The sequence below is a fragment of the Rhodococcus sp. SJ-3 genome (genome assembly GCF_051918125.1).
Taxonomy (GTDB): Bacteria; Actinomycetota; Actinomycetes; order Mycobacteriales; family Mycobacteriaceae; genus Rhodococcus.
Window position 1 is genome coordinate 2033999 of record NZ_CM123306.1, and the last position, 18405, is coordinate 2052403.

The 18405-nt window shown below is 63.8% G+C and carries 18 protein-coding genes; 10 read left to right on the forward strand and 8 right to left on the reverse strand.

Going from position 1 to position 18405, the window contains the following annotated elements; all coding sequences use genetic code 11:
- Positions 1-31: 31 nt before the first annotated feature.
- Both ACTDXD_RS09260 and ACTDXD_RS09265 read left to right on the forward strand, forming a co-directional pair.
- Entirely contained in the window at positions 32-469 is a 438-nt protein-coding gene (locus tag ACTDXD_RS09260; RefSeq protein ID WP_440126756.1) for a Zn-ribbon domain-containing OB-fold protein, read from the forward strand.
- Complete coding sequence (locus ACTDXD_RS09265) at positions 466-1608, forward strand: thiolase family protein (protein WP_440126757.1); 1143 nt, start codon at positions 466-468, stop codon at positions 1606-1608. Before ACTDXD_RS09260 ends, ACTDXD_RS09265 begins: the two co-directional genes overlap by 4 nt.
- A gap of 89 nt (positions 1609-1697) precedes the next feature.
- Here ACTDXD_RS09265 and ACTDXD_RS09270 read toward each other — a convergent pair whose 3' ends face one another.
- The 3 genes from ACTDXD_RS09270 to ACTDXD_RS09280 all read right to left on the reverse strand — a co-directional run bounded on the left by ACTDXD_RS09270 (position 1698) and on the right by ACTDXD_RS09280 (position 4587).
- Entirely contained in the window at positions 1698-2912 is a 1215-nt protein-coding gene (locus ACTDXD_RS09270) for a cytochrome P450 (RefSeq protein ID WP_440126758.1), read from the reverse strand.
- 19 nt (positions 2913-2931) lie between these two features.
- Positions 2932-3831 carry an enoyl-CoA hydratase/isomerase family protein gene (locus ACTDXD_RS09275; RefSeq protein WP_440126759.1) on the reverse strand — a complete coding sequence of 300 codons (900 nt, stop codon included), beginning with the start codon at positions 3829-3831 and terminating at the stop codon, positions 2932-2934.
- Between the two features lie 72 nt (positions 3832-3903).
- Positions 3904-4587: a hypothetical protein gene (locus ACTDXD_RS09280; RefSeq protein ID WP_440126760.1), complete on the reverse strand. Its 684-nt coding sequence runs from the start codon at positions 4585-4587 to the stop codon at positions 3904-3906.
- A 118-nt stretch (positions 4588-4705) separates the two neighbouring features.
- Here ACTDXD_RS09280 and ACTDXD_RS09285 point away from each other — a divergent pair, with 118 nt between their 5' ends.
- The 7 genes from ACTDXD_RS09285 (at position 4706) to ACTDXD_RS09315 (ending at position 10822) form a co-directional block, all read left to right on the forward strand.
- Positions 4706-5527 carry an enoyl-CoA hydratase/isomerase family protein gene (locus ACTDXD_RS09285; RefSeq protein ID WP_440126761.1) on the forward strand — a complete coding sequence of 274 codons (822 nt, stop codon included), beginning with the start codon at positions 4706-4708 and terminating at the stop codon, positions 5525-5527.
- A gap of 32 nt (positions 5528-5559) precedes the next feature.
- The gene (locus ACTDXD_RS09290) at positions 5560-6393 is read left to right on the forward strand and encodes an enoyl-CoA hydratase/isomerase family protein (protein ID WP_440126762.1); all 834 of its coding nucleotides are present in this window, start codon (positions 5560-5562) and stop codon (positions 6391-6393) included.
- Complete coding sequence (locus tag ACTDXD_RS09295) at positions 6393-7925, forward strand: class I adenylate-forming enzyme family protein (RefSeq protein WP_440126763.1); 1533 nt, start codon at positions 6393-6395, stop codon at positions 7923-7925. The genes ACTDXD_RS09290 and ACTDXD_RS09295 overlap by 1 nt, the downstream gene beginning before the upstream one ends.
- The gene (locus ACTDXD_RS09300) at positions 7918-9492 is read left to right on the forward strand and encodes a class I adenylate-forming enzyme family protein (protein ID WP_440126764.1); all 1575 of its coding nucleotides are present in this window, start codon (positions 7918-7920) and stop codon (positions 9490-9492) included. Before ACTDXD_RS09295 ends, ACTDXD_RS09300 begins: the two co-directional genes overlap by 8 nt.
- Positions 9493-9522: 30 nt before the next feature.
- Positions 9523-9669, forward strand: a complete 147-nt coding sequence (locus ACTDXD_RS09305; RefSeq protein WP_440126765.1) for a DUF1059 domain-containing protein — start codon at positions 9523-9525, stop codon at positions 9667-9669.
- Positions 9670-9703: 34 nt separating this feature from the next.
- Positions 9704-9895, forward strand: coding sequence for a ferredoxin (locus tag ACTDXD_RS09310; protein WP_440126766.1), 192 nt, complete (start codon positions 9704-9706; stop codon positions 9893-9895).
- Between the two features lie 153 nt (positions 9896-10048).
- Positions 10049-10822, forward strand: a complete 774-nt coding sequence (locus ACTDXD_RS09315) for a TetR/AcrR family transcriptional regulator (protein ID WP_440126767.1) — start codon at positions 10049-10051, stop codon at positions 10820-10822.
- A gap of 47 nt (positions 10823-10869) precedes the next feature.
- Here the strand turns inward: ACTDXD_RS09315 and ACTDXD_RS09320 are convergent, their stop codons facing one another.
- Entirely contained in the window at positions 10870-12096 is a 1227-nt protein-coding gene (locus ACTDXD_RS09320) for an amidohydrolase family protein (RefSeq protein ID WP_440126768.1), read from the reverse strand.
- A gap of 70 nt (positions 12097-12166) precedes the next feature.
- The gene (locus tag ACTDXD_RS09325; RefSeq protein WP_440126769.1) at positions 12167-13687 is read right to left on the reverse strand and encodes an aldehyde dehydrogenase family protein; all 1521 of its coding nucleotides are present in this window, start codon (positions 13685-13687) and stop codon (positions 12167-12169) included.
- Positions 13688-13806: 119 nt separating this feature from the next.
- On the opposite strand from ACTDXD_RS09325, the gene ACTDXD_RS09330 reads away from it, so the two are divergent.
- Complete coding sequence (locus ACTDXD_RS09330) at positions 13807-15489, forward strand: acyl-CoA synthetase (RefSeq protein WP_440126770.1); 1683 nt, start codon at positions 13807-13809, stop codon at positions 15487-15489.
- Positions 15490-15569: 80 nt separating this feature from the next.
- Here the strand turns inward: ACTDXD_RS09330 and ACTDXD_RS09335 are convergent, their stop codons facing one another.
- Genes ACTDXD_RS09335 through ACTDXD_RS09345 form a run of 3 tightly spaced genes read right to left on the reverse strand, consistent with a single transcriptional unit; the run spans position 15570 to position 18338 of the window.
- Positions 15570-16340, reverse strand: a complete 771-nt coding sequence (locus tag ACTDXD_RS09335; RefSeq protein ID WP_440126771.1) for an SDR family NAD(P)-dependent oxidoreductase — start codon at positions 16338-16340, stop codon at positions 15570-15572.
- A 39-nt stretch (positions 16341-16379) separates the two neighbouring features.
- Positions 16380-17141, reverse strand: a complete 762-nt coding sequence (locus ACTDXD_RS09340; RefSeq protein WP_440126772.1) for a crotonase/enoyl-CoA hydratase family protein — start codon at positions 17139-17141, stop codon at positions 16380-16382.
- A gap of 12 nt (positions 17142-17153) precedes the next feature.
- Positions 17154-18338 carry a thiolase family protein gene (locus ACTDXD_RS09345; RefSeq protein WP_440126773.1) on the reverse strand — a complete coding sequence of 395 codons (1185 nt, stop codon included), beginning with the start codon at positions 18336-18338 and terminating at the stop codon, positions 17154-17156.
- Positions 18339-18405: the final 67 nt, after the last annotated feature.

Here is an 18405-nt window from a genome sequence, read left to right on the forward strand (position 1 = left end):
ATTCCCAGTCCCAGCAACCCGAGGACGGACCGTGCAGAGAGCAATCGCCCCAGAGATATCGACTTGGCCCGACGACCGACCACAACTCCTCGCCAGCACGTGCGACGACTGCGGCGCTACGGTTTTCCCCGTGCAGCCGCTCTGCCCCCGATGCAGCCGCGAGCAGATGACCGACGTCGCACTCCCCCGCACAGGGACACTCGTGGCCTGGACCACGCAGGGCTTCCTTCCCGGCGCACCGTATCTCGGCGACGAAACTCCTGAGACATTCGTACCGTTCGGCGTCGGGCTCGTGCAGTTGGGCGACGTAGTTCGAGTGGAGGGGCGCCTCACCCAGAACAGCCCGTCGGTCCTCGAGTTCGGTATGGAAGTGGAACTGACGATGATTCCGCTCGGACACGACGAGAACGGCGACGAAGTCCTCACTTTCGCGTTCCGGCCGATCGATCCGAAGGGAGTGTCGAAATGAACGAGGTAGCAATCATCGGAATCGGGATGCACCCCTTCGGGCGATTCGACAAGACAGCCATGGAGATGGGCACCGATGCCATCCGCGCTGCGCTCGCCGATGCCGGTCTCGAATGGAAGGACATCCAGTTCGCCGTCGGTGGCAGCTGGGAGGTCGCGAATCCCGACGCGATCGTGGGCCTGATGGGACTGACGGGAATCCCGTTCACCAACGTGTTCAACGCGTGTGCCACCGCAGCCAGCGCAACGGAGTCCTGCGCAGATGCGATCCGGCTCGGCAAGTACGACATCGGCATCGCGATCGGACTCGACAAACATCCGCGCGGCGCATTCACGGTGGATCCCACCCTCGTCGGGATGCCTTCCTGGTACGGCGAGAACGGCCAGTACCTCACCACACAGTTCTTCGGAATGAAGGCGAACCGGTACCTGCACGACCACGACATCTCCGTGCGTACCCTGGCGAAAGTCGCCGCGAAGAACTATCGGAACGGCGTGGACAACCCGAACGCGTTTCGGAGAAAGCCGATATCGGAGCAGCAGATCCTGGATTCTCCGATGCTCAATTACCCGCTCACGCACTACATGTTCTGCGCACCGGACGAGGGTGCAGCCGCGGTGATCATGTGCCGGACAGACATCGCGCACCGTTTCACTTCGAAGCCGATCTATGTGCGTTCGGTGGAAGTGCGCACGCGGACCTACGGCGCATACGAGGTCAACACCACCTATGCGCCTGTCGAGGAAGTCCCCTCGCCGTCGGTGTTTGCTTCTCGCGCTGCCTTCGAAGCCGCCGGGATCGCGCCGCAGGACGTCGGCGTCGTCCAGCTCCAGGACACCGACGCCGGTGCTGAGGTGATCCACATGGCAGAAGCCGGCTTCTGCGCCGACGGCGATCAGGAGAAGCTGATCGCAGACGGTGCCACCGAAATCGGAGGAAGCCTTCCGGTCAATACCGATGGCGGGCTGATCGCCAACGGCGAGCCCATCGGCGCCTCCGGCCTGCGACAACTGCACGAACTCGTTCTCCAGTTGCGCGGCGACGCAGGCCCACGTCAGGTACCGGGCAAGCCGACCGCAGGATTCGCCCTGCTCTACGGAGCTCCGGGCACCGCTGGCGCGACCGTGGTGTCCACATAGACGCGATCACACATCACAACGCCAATAGACAGAAACAACGTTCCGGGAGGGTTGTTTCTGTCTATTGGCGTTGCAATCGCTGCCCGGCATCATTGCGGCCGAGGGCGGACCCTTACTGGGACGTGGTCGTACCCCGCCACATTCTGCATACTCACGCGGGTGCAGTTGTCGAAATCGACGTCGAACTCGGGCATGAACTCGAGCATGTGGCCCAGCGCCACAGCGCTTTCCATCCGTGCGAGCGCCGCTCCGAGACAACTGTGGATTCCCGAACCGAACGCGAGGCTCTGCGCTCCCGAACGATCACGCTCGATGTCGAAGACGTCCGGCTCGTCGAATGCGGCGGGATCCCGGTTCGCCGACCCCAGCAACAGGAAGACAGGTTTACCCGCGGGAATCGTGACTCCGTGAAGCTCGACGTCGCGCATGGAGTACCGCACGTTGTACTGATTCGGTGACTCGAAGCGAAGCAGTTCTTCGACGGCATCCGGGATCAGCGAGCGGTCCTCTCTGAGCCTGGCCCACTGATCCGGGAATCGCGCGAACGTCACGGGCGCGCCGCCGATCAGTTTCGCGACGGTCTCCGCTCCGGCACCACCGAGCAGCGATGCGAACATCGCGATCTCCATGGTGGTCAACTTCGGAGGCTGATCGTCGTCGCGCTCGATCTCGGCTTGGGTGAGCTTGGTGATCATGTCGTCCTGGGGGTGCGCCCGGCGCTCTTTGACCAGCCCGTAGTAGAAGCGCATCACATCGACGACGGCGTCGAGTCCGGCCTGGGTCATCTCGATCTGGCCGACTTCGCGGTGCAGCGACGCGTCGGTCCACAGACGCAGCTGGGTCCTGTTCTCCGGTGGGACGCCGAGCATCTCCGAGATGATCTCCATCGGGAAGTGCGCCGAGAAATCGTGGACCATGTCGAATCCGGAGGGATCCACCTGTTCGAGGAATCGGACGATCTGCGCGTCGACCATGTCGCGTAGGTCGTTGATTGCACGAGGTGTGAACACCTTGCTGACCAGTCGACGCATGTGCCGGTGTTCGGGTGGGTCGAGGACGATGATCGTCTTGTACGACGAGATCTCACCCTTGCGGACGGTATCGAGGTCGAGTCCGCGTGCCGAGGAGTACGTTGCGAAGTTGCGGTACGCCGGGGCGACGTCTGCGTACCTGCTCAGCGCATAGAAATCGTATTCCTCGCTGTAGTAGACAGGTGCTTCGTCGCGCATCCGGGCGTAGATGTCGTACGGTCCGTCGAAGAACTCCCGAGAGAACGGGTCGAAGACGAGCTTCGTCTGGGTCACTGCATCCTCCTGTAGGAACTCATGTCAGGTCCGGCTCGGGGACGTGGAAGTGCTCGTCACGAAGACGGAATGCTTCTTTCGTTCCGTGTTGGGCCCGCGTCTTGACGAAGTTGAACTCGCCGGGCGAGAACTGCAGATTGGTGCCGAAGGCATGGAACAGGTAACTGGCCACTTCCTCGCCCTGGTACGCCTGGCTCTGCTCCACCAGGCGGAACGCCTCCTTCGCGATGACCACACCGTCGGCGGGCATCTTGGCGGCCTTGTCGGCCCAGTACCGTGCGCGGGCCGTGACGTGCGCGGGGTCGCAGGTCTCGGTGAACACACCGAGATGTTCGACGGAGCCTGCAGTGACGATGTCGCCGGTCAGCAGCAGCTGCCGTGCCAGGACGGGTCCGAGGCGATGGAAGAACATGTGCAGGCTCCCCAGGGCCGGGCCGAGGAACCGTGTCGCGGGCATGCCGATTCGCGTGTCACGTGCGATGACGGAGATGTCTGTCATCAATGCCATCTCGAATCCGCCGCCCAGCGCGAATCCGCTGATCTCGCCCACGGTGACCTTCGGGAAGCCCAGGAACTCGTGGTAGAAGCCGAAGGTCTTGCGATCCACGATCAATCGGCGCCGCTGGCTCGGCCTGCGCTTCTCCGGTGCGGGAGAGTCTCCGTTCCGGCCCTCGCCGTACCAGCCGTAGGCGTTGTTCATGTTTGCGCCGGTGCTGAAGACGCCTTCCGCTCCTCGCAGCAGTACCACGGTGATGTCGTCGTCGTCGACGACGATGTCGAGGTAGCGCGCGATCTCGTCGCGCATCGCCTGATCGTAGGAATTCCGCTGAGACGGATTGTTGAGGGTCACGGTCGCGATCCGTGCCTCCCGATCGACATCGAACAGCACTCTGCCGTCGGAGGTCTTGGCGTCGGTCATCGATATGCCCTTCCGAATAGTTGATCTGTGCAGCGGAGTACAGCTCGGCGCTGCGTCATTCTCGACACCGGGTCATCGCCTCCGGCCGAGTTCGGTGGTCTCCAGCGCGTCGATTCGGACCGCTACCGAATCGAGCTCGGCGATACACAACACTTCACCGTTCCGCATGAGGCGCGCTTCGGACACCAGCCCGCGCTCGGTCGTCCGCCGGACGACATCGAAATCCAACGGGGTGAGCAACGGCGTGGGACGCCGATACCGGATGCTGAGGAGCCGTGTCTTACCCGCGACCCCCACCGCGCAATTGTGGTGCTGGATCATACAATCGAAGAACACTGCGAGGAATCCGCCGTGCACAAGCCCGGGCGGTCCTTCGTACACCACGGGGAAGTACACGGTGCCGGACGCACTGTCGGCGTCGTAGGAACGAAGTTCGTACTCGGGGAAGTGCGGATTGAACGAGCCGACATCGAATGCGTGGTCGAGGTAGACGCGCCGATCGTCGTCTCGGTCGTCGGCGAGCCGGAGCCGGGTGTCCGAGGGCGCCTCCGCTGCCAGAATCTGCTCCCACTCGGCGAATCGGGAGAGCATCTCGTCGACCACATCGTGTTCGTGCTCGAGCGACAGCAGCAATCCGCTGAGCCGGCGGAGTGAGGACGCGGCACGTTCGGTCTGCCTGAGCGGAGTTTCGCCGAACCTCCCCGGAACGGAGCGTTCGCCCGAGAAGGATGTCGGCTCCACCTCATTGCTGGTCATAATCTTCTTTCGGCCGACCCGGTTCCGCCTGACCGGGTTCCTTGCTAACTTGTGTAGGAGGCAACGGTACTACATACCGTATACATCACAGTATAGATTCCGAGGGGCGGTTACCACGGTGAGTGACGAGGATGGTTCATCCGAACGAGTCGGTGAGGTACGCGTCGAACACGACGGGCCGATCCTCAGGCTGACTCTCGACCGGCCCAAGGCGCTCAACTCACTGAACCCGGCAATGGTGCACACTCTCGTCCACTCCCTCACCGCCGCCGCGCACGATGATTCCCTCCGCGCGGTGCATATCACCGGAGCCGGAGAGAACTTCTGCGGCGGCGCGGACTGGGTCGGGGCGAACAGCAAGGACGCACCGCGGCCCCGTGCCGGGAATCTGGTTCGCCGCGTCCCCCACCAGGCGCATCGCATCGTCGAACTGGTTCACGATCTCCACCTTCCCGTGGTGTGCACAGTCCGCGGATGGGCGGTGGGTCTCGGCTGCAGTCTCGCATTCGCCGCCGATTTCACCGTTGCGGACGAAGACGCGATCTTCTGGGAACCGTTCATCACGCGCGGTTTCAGCCCCGACTCCGGCGCCACCTGGCTCGTACCCCGACTCGCGGGGACAGCGCGGGCGAAGCAGATGCTGATGCTCGGAGAGAAAATCGGCGCACCCGACGCGTGCGAGTGGGGTCTGATCTACCGCTCGACCCCCGCATCCGACGTCGACGCCGCCGGCGCATCAATACTGGAGCGTCTCGCATCCGGCCCGACCGTGGCGCTCGGACTCGCCAAACAGGCAATCAACCGTAGCCACACCACATCATTGGCCGAGGCGATGAACCAAGAGTTGTACGCTCTCGAATTAGCTTGTCGTACAGATGATTTCAAATCCGGCCTGAGCGCGTTCCGGGAACGGACCGAACCCGAGTTCCACGGCCGCTGACCCCAGACCTGATGGAGAATCGGAGACCCGGAATGGCCTTGCCGACAACCTTCGACGAATCGTCGATCCCCGAGTTCGACACGATCCTGCTCGACATCGACGCCGACCGACACGTCGCCACGATCACCCTGAATCGACCGGAACGGTTGAATTCGTTCGATCGCACGATGTGCAACGAGATGAAGGATGCGTGGCGCATCGTCAAATTCGACGAGCGGGTGCACGCGGTGGTCCTGCGAGCAACCGGCGACCGCGCATTCAGCGCAGGTCTCGACATCAAGTCCTCCTACGGTCAACCCGACAACGTCTGGAACCATGAGGATCCGGGTGAGCTCCTCAGCCCGAAATGGCAGAAGATGTGGAAGCCCGTGGTGTGCGCCGTCCAGGGAATGTGCACGGCGGGAGCGCTGTACTTCGTCAACGAATCCGATGTCGTCATCTGCTCCACCGACGCCACCTTCTTCGACTCTCATGTTTCGGCCGGGTTGGTATCCGCTCTCGAACCCGTCGGATTGATGCGCCGCGTGGGTCTCGCCGAGACCCTGCGGATCGCACTGATGGGCAACGACGAACGTGTGGGGGCAGAGACAGCCCTCCGCATCGGGCTCGTCACCGAAATCACGTCACGCGAACAACTGTGGACACGCGCCCACGACATCGCCGCCGGGATCGCCGCCAAGCCTCCGACTGCAACCCAGGGAACAGTGAAAGCCATCTGGGAATCCCTCGACAAGCCGTATCGGGCAGCGATGGATCAAGGCCTGATCTACACACGACTCGGCAATCCGATCGCGAAGAACGAACTCGCCACGCCCGACCCCGAGACGCAGGCATCCCGCGTCACACACCCACCGAGGATCCGCTGATGACCCGAACCGTGCTCGACGAAACCGTCACCGACCACCGGCTCACACGCCGGATCGCGGCGGTGCTCGGCCTCGATCCCGAGGCAGGCGCGATCGAGTACGACGGTGAATGGATCACGTGGGCACAGATCGCCCGCTGCGCCGACCGCATCAACACGATCTGCCGACGGTACGGTCCCGCCGATGGAGCGGGAATCGGTGTGCTGCTACGCAACCGCCCCGTGCATGTGGCCACGCTCCTCGGGGTGCTGCTCTCCGGGCGGTGCCTCGTGGTCGTCAATCCGTCGCGCGGAGACGAGCGGACCCGCACCGACATCGCGGCGCTGGGCCTACCCGTGGTCATCGGTGAGGCCGACGACATCGACACGCTCGCCGGCAGGCCACCCGGTACGACCACCGTGACGGTCGGCAGGATCTCGCACGAACCCGAGGTCGTGCCCGCAACCGAACGTCCGCGGCCATCGGAGAACCGCCCGGGCACGGCAATCCTCATGCTGACCAGCGGCACCACCGGACCCCCCAAGCGCGTCGAACTCACCCACGACATGCTTGCCCACAGTGTGCTCGGGCCTCCCACGGCCGGCGACACGCCACCCCACAAGCTCAGCTCGGGGGTTGCGATCGTCAACGCGCCACTTGTCCATATCGGCGGGGTGTATCGAACGTTGCAGTGCATCGTCGCGGCACGACCGTACGTGCTCCTGCCACGGTTCGAACTCGCAGCATGGGCAGATGCGGTCCGCAGGCACCGCCCCCGCGCCGTCTCCCTCGTCCCGACGGCACTGCGGATGGTGCTGCACTCCGATCTCACCCGCGACGACCTCTCGAGTCTCCGGGTGGTCACCTCGGGCACCGCCCCGCTGTCGGCAGACGACGCCGACGCCTTCACCGACAAGTTCGGTATCCCGGTACTGACGTCGTATGCCGCGACGGAGTTCGGCGGTGGTGTGGCCGGATGGAGTCTCGCCGACCACCGGCAATACTGGTCGACGAAACGAGGGAGCGTGGGGCGCGCCGAATCCGGCTCTCTGCTGCGCGTCGTAGACGAGTCCGGGACCGAGGTCGATACCGACACCGTCGGGCTGCTCGAGGTCAAACCCGCGCAGCGCGGTGAGGCAACGGACTGGATGCGGACCACCGATCTCGCACGCATCGATGCCGACGGGTTCCTCTGGATCCACGGTCGCGCCGACCAGGCGATCATCCGAGGCGGATTCAAGATCATGCCGGACGACATCCGGAAGGCACTCGAAACCCATCCCGCGGTGGAGAACGCCGCTGTCGTCGGTCGTCCCGATGCGCGATTGGGAGAAACTCCTGTTGCCATGGTCGAGCCCCGCCCCGATGCAGAGGTCACGTCGGCCGATCTGGTGGACTACCTGTCCGCGCGGCTCGCTCGCTACGAGATTCCGACCGCGATCGCAGTCGTCGACACCATCCCCCGTACGCCCTCGGGCAAAGCAGACCTCACAGCGGTCCGGAGCCGGCTCCTCACCCAGACGCACGCGGAGGACGGAGTGCAGCATGCCTGATCTTCTCCCGGGGATCACGATGGCGTCGCTGGTCCGCGCGCGAGCATCCGAAACACCGACGAAGGACATGGTGGTGGACCCGGTGAACAGGGTCGGCTACCGCGAGCTCGACACCTCCACGCTCCACATCGCCGCAGTACTCGTCGAGGGCGGAGTCAGTGCAGGCACCCGTGTCGGGCTGATCATGCCGAACAACACCGGATGGGTGCAGATCGCCGTGGCGATCACTCGGATCGGCGCCGTACTGGTCCCGCTGAGCACTCTGCTCACGGGAGCCGAACTCCGCGCACAGATCCGGACCGCGTCGATCGCCCATCTCGTCACCGTCGACGAGTTCCGCGGTCGCCGCTACCGCGACGACCTCGCCTCCGAAGTCGGACTGCCCGAACTCGAACCGGGCGATGTTCTCGATCCCGAACTGCCGTCCCTGCGGAGAATCTGGCGAGTCGCGGACGTCCTCGACGCGCAGCCGGCGGCCCGCTCCCACGCGGTTGCCGCTGCCATGGCGGACACCGTGGCACCGTCCGACACGATGGTCATCGTCTTCACCTCGGGAAGCAGCGGTGCACCCAAGGGCGTCATGCATTCACACGGCAGTGCACTCGGTGCCGTCGCATCCGGCTTGGCCGTTCGCTGCATCACCTCCGACAGCCGCCTTTATCTGCCGATGCCGTTCTTCTGGGTCGGGGGTTTCGGTGCAGGGATCCTCTCGGCGCTGCTAGCGGGCGCCACCCTCGTCACCGAGGAGATACCGGTGGCCGCCACGACCTTGCAACTCCTCGAACGAGAACGGGTGACCTTGTTCCGGGGGTGGCCCGACCAGGCCGAAGCATTGGCGCGCGCGGTCGACGAAGTGGGAGTCGACCTTTCGTGGTTGCGGCCCGGCAGTCTCGCCGCGCTGTTACCCGTCGGCGAACGTGGCGAACCCGGCTCCCGCGCGAATCTGTTCGGGATGACCGAGACCTTCGGCCCCTACGCCGGCTACCCCCTGGACACCGATATGCCGCGAGGAGCCTGGGGCAGTTGCGGCATACCGTTCGACGGCATGGAAGTCCGTATCACAGACATCGAATCGGGCAAGCAGGCGCTCACCGGCCGAGAGGGCCGGATCGAGGTCCGAGGACCCCATGTCCTGCACGGCATCTGCGGCCGCAGCCGCGAGGATGTCTTCACACCCGACGGCTTCTATCCCACGGGCGATCTCGGTTACATCGACGATGCGGGTTTCCTCTTCTACCGTGGACGGATCGACGACATGTTCAAGGTCAGCGGAGCTACCGTGTACCCGAGCGAAGTTCAGGCGGCCTTGAAAAGGATCGACGGAGTGGAGAACGCCTTCGTCACGCGGGTCGGCGACGATACCGGTCCACGAGTGGCTGCCGCGGTGATCTGCTCACGCCCGTTCGATCCGTCCGAATTACGCTCGGCAGCAAAAGAACTGTTGAGTTCGTTCAAAGTTCCGACGGTGTGGCTCGTGCTCGATTCGGACGAGACCATTCCGCGCGGAGGCACAGGAAAGGTCGACGCGACTCGACTTCGCCACCTACTGACGACCAGCAATGCATGAACCACAGCCCCGACCGGAGCGAAGGACGACATGAAGAAACGATTGACCTGCCCATGCGGCGAGTACGTGCGCGGTACCGACGAGGACGATCTCGTCGAGAAGGTGAGGCAGCACCTCAGTGAACGCCACCCCGACCACGAGTACAGCCGCGACGAGATTCTGTTCATGGCGTACTGAACCTGAATCCCGCCGATCCGGAAAGGAGTGACACATGCGCGTGGAAGTCGACGGCGACAGGTGCGTCGGCCACGGATTGTGCGAGGCCACCGCACCAGACGTGTTCGAGGTAGGCGACGGAGGTTACGTGATCATCGATGACGAGGCCGCAGCCGCCTGCAATGAATCGGATCTGCGCACAGCAGTGAACAACTGTCCCTCTGCTGCACTCCGTGTCATCGAGTGAGCTGGCTTCCCGGCGGTGTTCCGGTATGAGCTACAGTGAGCGACCATGGGGTCGGCAGCACTCGGTGCCACCGGCAGTCCGTACCACCGCGGGCCGCTTCAGGCCTGCGCTGCCCGACTCTGCGGATCAACTGTGGACGGAAGTCGGAGAGCAATGGCGCGAAAAGAAGAACCTCAGAAGCGCGAACGGCGTGAGCGCGGATCCATCAACCCCGAGGACATCATCGCCGGCGCGTTCGAACTCGCCGAGGAGATCCCGGTCGACAATCTGAGCATGCCGCAGCTCGCGAAGCACCTCGGAGTCGGCGTCACGAGCATCTACTGGTACTTCCGCAAGAAGGACGAACTCCTCAATGCGATGACCGATCGCGCCCTCGAACAGATGCAGGTCGAGGCCGTGATGGGCGACTCGGGTTCGGATTGGCGGGAACGCCTCTACAATCACGCACACGCGGCGCGCAAGGCCTTCATGGAGAACCCGATCCTCTGCGACCTGATCCTCATCAGATCGTCGCTCAGCCCCAGAAACGCCACGTTGGGCGCGCGCGAGATCGAGCACATCATCGCCGATCTCGTGAAGGGCGGTCTGTCTCTCGACGACGCATTCGACGCGTACTCGGCCGTCCAGCTACATGTGCGCGGATCCGTCGTGCTCGCACGTTTGCAGGAGCGCGGCAAGAAGTACGACCCGACGTCGCAGGCGTACTACGAGAATTTGGTCATCACCCCGGACAGCACACCGCTTCTGGCAGAAGCCGCAGCACACGGCCGGGTCGGCGGGGCACCGAACGATGACAACTTCGAGTACGGCCTCAACTGCATCCTCGACTACACGAGCCGACTCCTCGAGCAGGAGAAGCCGGCTGCGAGCAAGACCAAGAAGACCACCGCGCGCGCGTCCCGGGCGAAGACCGCGCCCGCGGAATAGAAGAGCAGTGTGGGTGTGCTCGCCGGGCGAGCACACCCACCCCGGAATCACCGGGTGTAGGAGATGCCCAGGTAGTCGAGGACGTTGGTACGCATGATCGCGTCCTTCTCGGTCTCGTCGAAATCGTCCAGCTCTTCGACGAAATCCGTCGGCTTCTCGAGGCCTTCACCGTGCGGCCAGTCGGAACCGAACAGGACGCGATCTGTGCCGACGAGGTCGGCCAGCGCTCGAACGTCGTCCTCGTAGTACGGCGCGACCCACAGGTGCCGGCGAATCGTGTCGGCCGGCGCCTCCGTGAATGCCCACGGGGTCTGGTTCGCCTGTTTGTTCAGTCGCTTGACCAGTAGCTGCACCCAGTCCGAACCGTTTTCGATGCTGGCGATGCGCAGCTTCGGATGGCGTGTGAACACACCGTCGAGGATCAAGCTCGCCATGGTGTCATGAATTGCGCGATCGGAGACGACGATGTTCGCGAGCGGGTTCGACGTCTTGAACGGCACGAACCGTTCCGGTGCACCCCACGCACGTGCGATCGAACCGTTGTATCCGCTGTCGCTGAGATGGAACGCGACCGGAATATCGGCTTCTTCCAGTTTCGCCCACACCTTGTCGTAGGTCAGGTCGCCCAGTGACTTCGATGTCCCGTGGCCGGCAGGCACCGGCGCGGGACGGATGTAGACGAGTTTCACGTCGCGTTCGAGAAGCCGGTCGATTTCCGCGGCGGCCTCGTCGGGGTCTGCCAGCGCCAGCATGGGCGCGGAGAAGATGCGGCCCTTGTAGTTGAATCCCCAGTCCTCGTCCAGCCACTTGTTGAATGCCGTCACGCTCGCCATGGTTGCGGGGATGTCGTTCTTGAGCGCCTCCTCGACGCCGCATGCGAGCGTGGGAAGCAGAATGACCCCTGACATCTCCTGTTGCGCGATCATGCCGACGCGAACGTCGCGATCCTGGTAGGCAGGGTTGAGCGGCTCGACCTTCATCAGGCTTCGCGGGTCGACATCGTCCGGGACCTGTCCGCGGAACAGCAGGTCCAGCGCTCCGGGGACGATCACAGGATCGAATGTCGGGTTCGGAACGAACTCGAAAAGCTTTCCACCGGCCAGCAATTCGGTGTGGCGCCCACGTTTGATCACTTCGACGCCGCGATCCTTGAATGCGGGATCGAGGTGCCGTGTGAACGCATCGATCTTTTCGTAGTAGTGGTTGTCGCAGTCGACAGGCCGGTCGTACACGACTTCGTCGATGCGGGTTGAATTCTCGGACACGACGGTCATCGTCGTTCACCTCCGGTCGAAGTTTCAGTACACGGTGCGCGCGCAGATCAGCCCCCGCGTCGAGCCCAGACTACACCCTTACTGTTGTCAATACAGTATGTTTGCCGCGCAGGCGCTTGCCGCTGCGGCGTCGGGCAATCCGCATCGTCAGAGACACGATCGCGCGCGGCACCCACCCGAACGGCGGTACAGCGCTCGACGTGGTGAGCATGAAGGGAAGATCGGTTCCCACAACGGACCGGTGATGACTGAACGTGTCGAAACCTGCGCGACCGTGATAAGCCCCCATTCCGCTGTTGCCCACTCCACCGAATGGCGCGGCAGACGGAAGCATATGAATCCCGAACTCGTTTCGCGCCACTCCACCGGTGCGAGTACTGCGGACGAACCGGCGGAAGTCGTCGTCGTCCGGGCCGAACCAGTAGGCAACCAGCGGCGAGGGCCGCCGGTTCACGTAGTCCACGACCTCGGTGAGTTCGCGGTAAGTAATGAGGACGAGCGCCGGGCCGAAGATCTCCTCCTGGGTGATACGCATGTCGTCGGAGACGTTCGAGATGAGGGTCGGAGGAACCTTACGCGTCGATGCATCGGGGAGTTGCTCGCCGCTCGGCACAGCAACCTGTACGTGGGCACCGCGGGAGCGGGCGTCGTCGATCAGTCCCACCACCCGGTCGAAATTCGCGGCGTTGACACACGAGGGGTACTCGGGGTTCTCGACCACGGTGGGGAATCGTCTGCGCCACGTGGAAAGCACCGCAGTGGAGAACCTTTCGGCTTCCCTTTCGTGCACCATCACGTAGTCGGGGCAGATGCAGACCTGACCGCCGTTGACCATGCGCCCGAGACCCACCCTCTCGGCGGCACGTTCGACGTCGGCACGCGGCCCCACCACGACGGGGTTCTTGCCGCCGAGCTCGAGCGTGACAGGTACCAGATTCTGCGCCGCTGCTGCGTGAATCCGTTTCCCGACACTCGTCGAACCTGTGAAGAAGAGATGGTCGAGTGGGAGCGACGAGAACGCTGCACCGACCTCCGGGCCGCCGGTGACAACGGCCAGCTCCGACTCGTCGAAGTACTTCGGGGCCAGGGACGCGAACAGGTCCGCCGTCTCCGGGGTGATCTCGGACATCTTGATCATCACGCGATTTCCCGCTGCGAACGCCGCCGCAGCAGGCATGATCACCAGATGAAGTGGGAAATTCCACGGCCCGATGATTCCCACGACCCCCAGTGGCGACGGCACCACTTCGGCACGAAGCCCGACCGCCCTGGCCGCACGCATCAGCGGTGTGGTTCTCATCCACTTCGCCACGTGCGCACGGGTGTGCTCGAGTGCGCCGATGATGCCGACGATCTCCATCGACATCGTGCCTGTGCGTGATTTACTGCCGAAATCCCGGATCAGCGCGCCGACGAACTCGTCCGCATTGTCGACCATCAGCGCCACGAGCCGATCGATGCGGCCTCGACGCGTCCGGGCCGAGGGAAACCCGTCGGCTAGGAAGGCGCTGCGCTGGAGCTCGAGGATGCGTGACAATTCCGCACCGGATTCGTGTTGCGTTGTGACGTCGAGGTTTTCGACCGTGCTCATCGTCATCCCCCATTCGACTTCGAGTTACCAGGCCCGAACCCTACCGCAAGGGTTGCCGTATATATTACAGTCGGACGAATAGTTCATGTGACGGGTTAGCTGATCCCACAGGAGTCGCTTTGACCGACCTCACCGCCCAGTCCACGACGGTCACCCGAGAATTCACCATTCCGGAACTCGTCGACGCTGTCGCGTCGTCCATCCCCGACCGAGAAGTCGTCGTCTTCGGCGACCGGCGGCTGACCCAGAGCCAGCTCGCCGAGCGATCACGAAGACTCGCCGCCTATGTGAATTCCCGAGGGCTCGGCGCACGAATCGAACGCGACCAACTCGACGGACACGAAGTCGGCCAGGACACCCTCGGCATCTACGCCTACAACGGAAACGAATATCTCGAGGCGATGCTCGGCGCATTCCGCGCTCGTGTGGCACCGTTCAATGTCAACTACCGCTATGTGGAGAAGGAACTCGAATACCTTCTCTCCGACGCGGGGACGACGGCGCTCGTCTACAACGCGGCATTCGCGCCGCAGTTGGCACGAGTACTGCCGCACCTCCCCCACCTCGAAGTGCTGATCCAGATCGCCGACGGATCGGGTGCCCCCCTGCTCCCCGGTGCGGTCGACTACGAAACCGTGCTGGCCGACTCCTCACCGGAGGCCGAACTCGACACGCTGTCGCCGGACGACCTCTACATTCTCTACACCGGTGGGACCACGGGAATGCCGAAAGGCGTTCTGTGGCGCCAGCACGACATTTTCATGGCCTCATGTGGCGGCCGGAACGTATTCACCGGCGAATGCATCTCGTCGCCCGACGAATTGGCCACCCGCGCAGCCGACAATCCGGGACTCACACTGTTCGTGCTGCCGCCCCTGATTCACGGCGCAGCTCAATGGGCGGCCCTCACGGGAATTCTCACCGGCCAGACCCTCGTGTTCTCACCGGTCGTCGACCGCTTGGATCCGGAAGCGGTAGTGCGGACGATCGCCTCCGAACGACCCGCAGCGCTGATGATGGTGGGCGACGCAATCGCACGTCCCCTCGCCTCCGAGTTCGAGAAGACCGACGCCGACCTGTCTTCCCTGTCCATCCTCGCGAACGGTGGCGCAATCCTGTCGCCCACGGTCAAACAGCGTCTTCTCGACCTCGTACCGAACGCTGTGGTGGTCGACGGCGCCGGCTCGTCCGAGACCGGAACGCAGATGACACATGTATCCAACGCAGGTTCGATCTCGACGGGGCAGTTCACTCCCGGATCGAACACCTGTGTCCTGACCGAGGATCTCGACCGCCTCGCAGAGCCGGGGCACGACGACCTGGGGTGGCTCGCGCAACGCGGGTTCGTACCACTCGGTTACAAGGGCGACGCAAAGAAGACCACGGCAACATTTCCGCTGGTCCACGGTGAGCGGTTCGTCCTGCCGGGCGATCGCGCGCAACTGCTCGACGACGGCTCGATCCATCTCCTCGGCCGCGACTCGGTCACCATCAACTCCGGCGGCGAGAAGATCTTCGTCGAAGAAGTGGAGATGGCGATCAGCTCGCATCCCGCTGTCGCCGACGTTCTCGTCGCCGGAAGGCCGAGCGACAAGTGGGGTGAAGCGGTCGTTGCCATCGTCCAGCTACTGCCGGGCCATGAAGCGACGGCCGACGATGTGGTGGATCACGCCGCGAAGTCGATCGGGCGCTACAAGCTTCCGAAGTCGGTGATCTTCGCCGAGACGATCCAGCGGAGCCCCGTGGGCAAGGCCGACTACCGCTGGGCCCGTGCGCAGGCCGCGTCGCTCGGTACCGAATAGTTCCCGACGTCATAGTTCCCGACGACGAAGGGGAGTGTCCTCCCGGCCTACGGAGGACACTCCCCTTCGCAGCGTGCAACTCAGCGAGTCTGGAATCGCTGTGCTCCATCGAGACGCACGACCTCGCCGTTGATGTACGGGTTCTCCAGCAGATGCTGGGCGAGGAACGCATACTCGTCGGGTGTGCCGAGGCGTTTGGGGAACGGGATGTTCTTGGCGAACTTCTCGAGTCCTTCTTCACCGATCAGCTCGAGCAGCGGTGTGCGCATGGTTCCCGGGGCGATGGAGTTGAGCCGGATACCGACCGAACTGAGATCACGAGCACCCGTCAATGTCAGACCGATGACGCCGGCCTTCGCCGCCGAGTACGCGGACTGCCCCATCTGCCCTTCGAAGCCGGCGATGGAGCTGGTCATCACGATGGCGCCCCGCTCCCCGTTCGGCTTGGGATCCAACTTCGCGATCTTGGCCGCGGCGAGGCGGAGCACGTTGTACGTGCCCGTGAGGTAGAGCGAGATCGTGTCGGTGAATCCCTTGCGCGAGTGCGGTGTGCCGTCGCGGTTGACGACCTTCTCCAGCACCCCGATCCCGCCGTGGGCGATCACGGCGTACCTGAGGGTGCCGAGCTCATCGGCCTTCGCCAGCGTCTGCTCCACGGAGTCGTCGTCCAGCACGTCGGTGCGCGCATACACGACCTTGTTGCCGAGTTCATCGGCCAGTTTCTGCGCAGACTCGTCGGCGATGTCGGCGATCACCACCGACGCCCCTTCTGCGTGCAGCTTCCGTACTGTGGCCGCACCGAGCCCGCCGGCGCCGCCGGTGACAAGTACGACCTCACCCTCGAATGACATATGTTCCCCTCCTGTTGTTCGGTTGCTTCGCGCCCGGTATCAACTACCGGTCCAGTTCGGTTTCCGCTTCTCGGCGAACGCTTTCGCGCCTTCGGCTGCATCCTTGGACATGAAGACCGGGATGAGCAGATCCATCTGTTTCTTCCACTTCTCGTCGTCCGACCAGCTCCGCGACTCGGCGAGTATCTGTTTGGTCGCAGCTACTGCCAGGGGCCCGTTCTCGGTGATGCGTTCCGCCAACCGGATCGCTTCGGTCAGAGCCTGACCCGGCTCCGATACCACGTTGACGAACCCGTAGCCGGCGCCCTCTTCAGCGCTGAATGTGTCGCCGGTCAAGGCGAGCTCGACGGCCTTCTGGTAGGGAATGCGTTCGGGCAGCCGAAGGAGGCCACCACCACCGGCGACGAGACCGCGCTTGACCTCGGGCAACCCGAACTTTGCGTCCTTCGACGCCACGACGAGGTCTGTGGCGAGGACGATCTCGGTTCCTCCGGCAAGAGCGTTGCCTTCGACAGCCGAGATGAGCGGCTTCCGGGGCGGCTTCTCGGTGAACCCGAGACCGCGTCCTTCGACGGCGGCAATTTCGCCGGCGGCGTATGCTTTCAAATCCATTCCCGCGCTGAAATTTCCACCGGCACCGGTAACGATACCGACGGACAGTTCGGGACTCTCGTCCAACTCGTCCATCGCATCGGCGAGCCGCTGGCTGACCGCGCGATTCACGGCATTTCGTGCATCCGGCCGATTGATCGTGGCGATCAGTATGCGCCCGCGGCGCTCGACCAGTACTTCGTCCGACATGCGGTTTCCCTCTCAGCCTTCTACTTCGATCACGACGGCGCCACCCTGGCCGCCGCCTGCACACATGGCGGCCACACCTATTCCTCCACCACGCCGGGACAATTCGTAGATCATCGTCGTGACCATGCGGGCACCCGACGCCGAGATCGGATGGCCGAGGCTGCACCCGCTTCCGGAGACATTCACCAGTTCTTCGTCGAGGCGGAACTCACGGCACGCGGCGATGGGGACAGAGGCGAAAGCCTCGTTGATTTCCCACAGCGACACATCCGACGGGGTGAGGCCGGCGCGATCCAACACTTTGTCGATCACGGTCACGGCCCCGAGTCCGCAGTGCCGCGGCGCCACTGCGGAGGATGCCCACGCTTTCACGGAGCCGAGCACGTTCAGCCCCTTGTCGCGGGCATAGGCGCCGTCGGTAAGAACAACCGCTGCGGCAGCATCGTTGATGCCGCTGCTGTTACCCGCAGTCACCGAAAATCCCTCGATCTCAGGATGCAACACTTTCAGCCCGGCCAATTTCTCGACTGTCGTATCTCGTCGCGGATGCTCGTCCACACTGAAGTCGATGAACGAACCGTCAGCACCGGCCACCTTCAGAGGCAGGATCTCCTCGACGAACTTCCCCGCGTCGATGGCAGCGACGGCGCGTTGATGCGAGCGGGCTGCCCACGCATCCATGTCTTCACGCGAGATGCCGACCGCTTTCGCGGTGTTCCAGCCGACCGTGATCGCCATGTCCATCGTCGGCGCATCCGGAGTCTCGGGGTGGCTCGGCGGGATCCACGGCTCGCGGTATTCGGTTCCGCCCGGTGTGGGAACACGCCACTTCATCAGTGGACCGGTGGACAGCGACTGCACACCGCCTGCGATCAGCACGCGTTCCATGCCCGAGCCGATCTGCGCGGAGGCGTTGCCGATCGCGGTCAGACTGCCTGCGCAATGACGGTTGACGGCCTGACCCGGAACGTTCTCGAGTCCTGCAGCGACAGCGGCGTACCGGGCGAGATCGCCGCCGCCGTAGTTGGCTTCGGCGAGAATGATGTCGTCGATGTCTGCGGCATCGATGCCGGAGCGGCGGATCACCTCCGGGAGGATGGCCGTGGCAAGTTCCTCCGCCGAGGTGTCGACCAGAGAGCCTTTGAAGGATCGTGCGATGGGTGTGCGTACCGCACCGACGATGACAGGGTTGGGCATGCGTTGAACCTCGCGTGATCAGGGGGTGACTGTGCCCACCCCGGGTGGACGGAGTCGATCGGTGAAG

Bases quoted from the DNA above. Each gene is read 5' to 3' on its own strand.
- ACTDXD_RS09265 (WP_440126757.1), top strand. From the start codon at position 466: ATGAACGAGGTAGCAATCATCGGAATCGGGATGCACCCCTTCGGGCGA.
- ACTDXD_RS09275 (WP_440126759.1), bottom strand. From the start codon at position 3,831: ATGACCGACGCCAAGACCTCCGACGGCAGAGTGCTGTTCGATGTCGAT.
- ACTDXD_RS09280 (WP_440126760.1), bottom strand. From the start codon at position 4,587: ATGACCAGCAATGAGGTGGAGCCGACATCCTTCTCGGGCGAACGCTCC.
- ACTDXD_RS09290 (WP_440126762.1), top strand. From the start codon at position 5,560: ATGGCCTTGCCGACAACCTTCGACGAATCGTCGATCCCCGAGTTCGAC.
- ACTDXD_RS09295 (WP_440126763.1), top strand. From the start codon at position 6,393: ATGACCCGAACCGTGCTCGACGAAACCGTCACCGACCACCGGCTCACA.
- ACTDXD_RS09300 (WP_440126764.1), top strand. From the start codon at position 7,918: ATGCCTGATCTTCTCCCGGGGATCACGATGGCGTCGCTGGTCCGCGCG.
- ACTDXD_RS09305 (WP_440126765.1), top strand. From the start codon at position 9,523: ATGAAGAAACGATTGACCTGCCCATGCGGCGAGTACGTGCGCGGTACC.
- ACTDXD_RS09310 (WP_440126766.1), top strand. From the start codon at position 9,704: ATGCGCGTGGAAGTCGACGGCGACAGGTGCGTCGGCCACGGATTGTGC.
- ACTDXD_RS09315 (WP_440126767.1), top strand. From the start codon at position 10,049: ATGGCGCGAAAAGAAGAACCTCAGAAGCGCGAACGGCGTGAGCGCGGA.
- ACTDXD_RS09320 (WP_440126768.1), bottom strand. From the start codon at position 12,096: ATGACCGTCGTGTCCGAGAATTCAACCCGCATCGACGAAGTCGTGTAC.
- ACTDXD_RS09325 (WP_440126769.1), bottom strand. From the start codon at position 13,687: ATGAGCACGGTCGAAAACCTCGACGTCACAACGCAACACGAATCCGGT.
- ACTDXD_RS09335 (WP_440126771.1), bottom strand. From the start codon at position 16,340: ATGTCATTCGAGGGTGAGGTCGTACTTGTCACCGGCGGCGCCGGCGGG.
- ACTDXD_RS09340 (WP_440126772.1), bottom strand. From the start codon at position 17,141: ATGTCGGACGAAGTACTGGTCGAGCGCCGCGGGCGCATACTGATCGCC.
- ACTDXD_RS09345 (WP_440126773.1), bottom strand. From the start codon at position 18,338: ATGCCCAACCCTGTCATCGTCGGTGCGGTACGCACACCCATCGCACGA.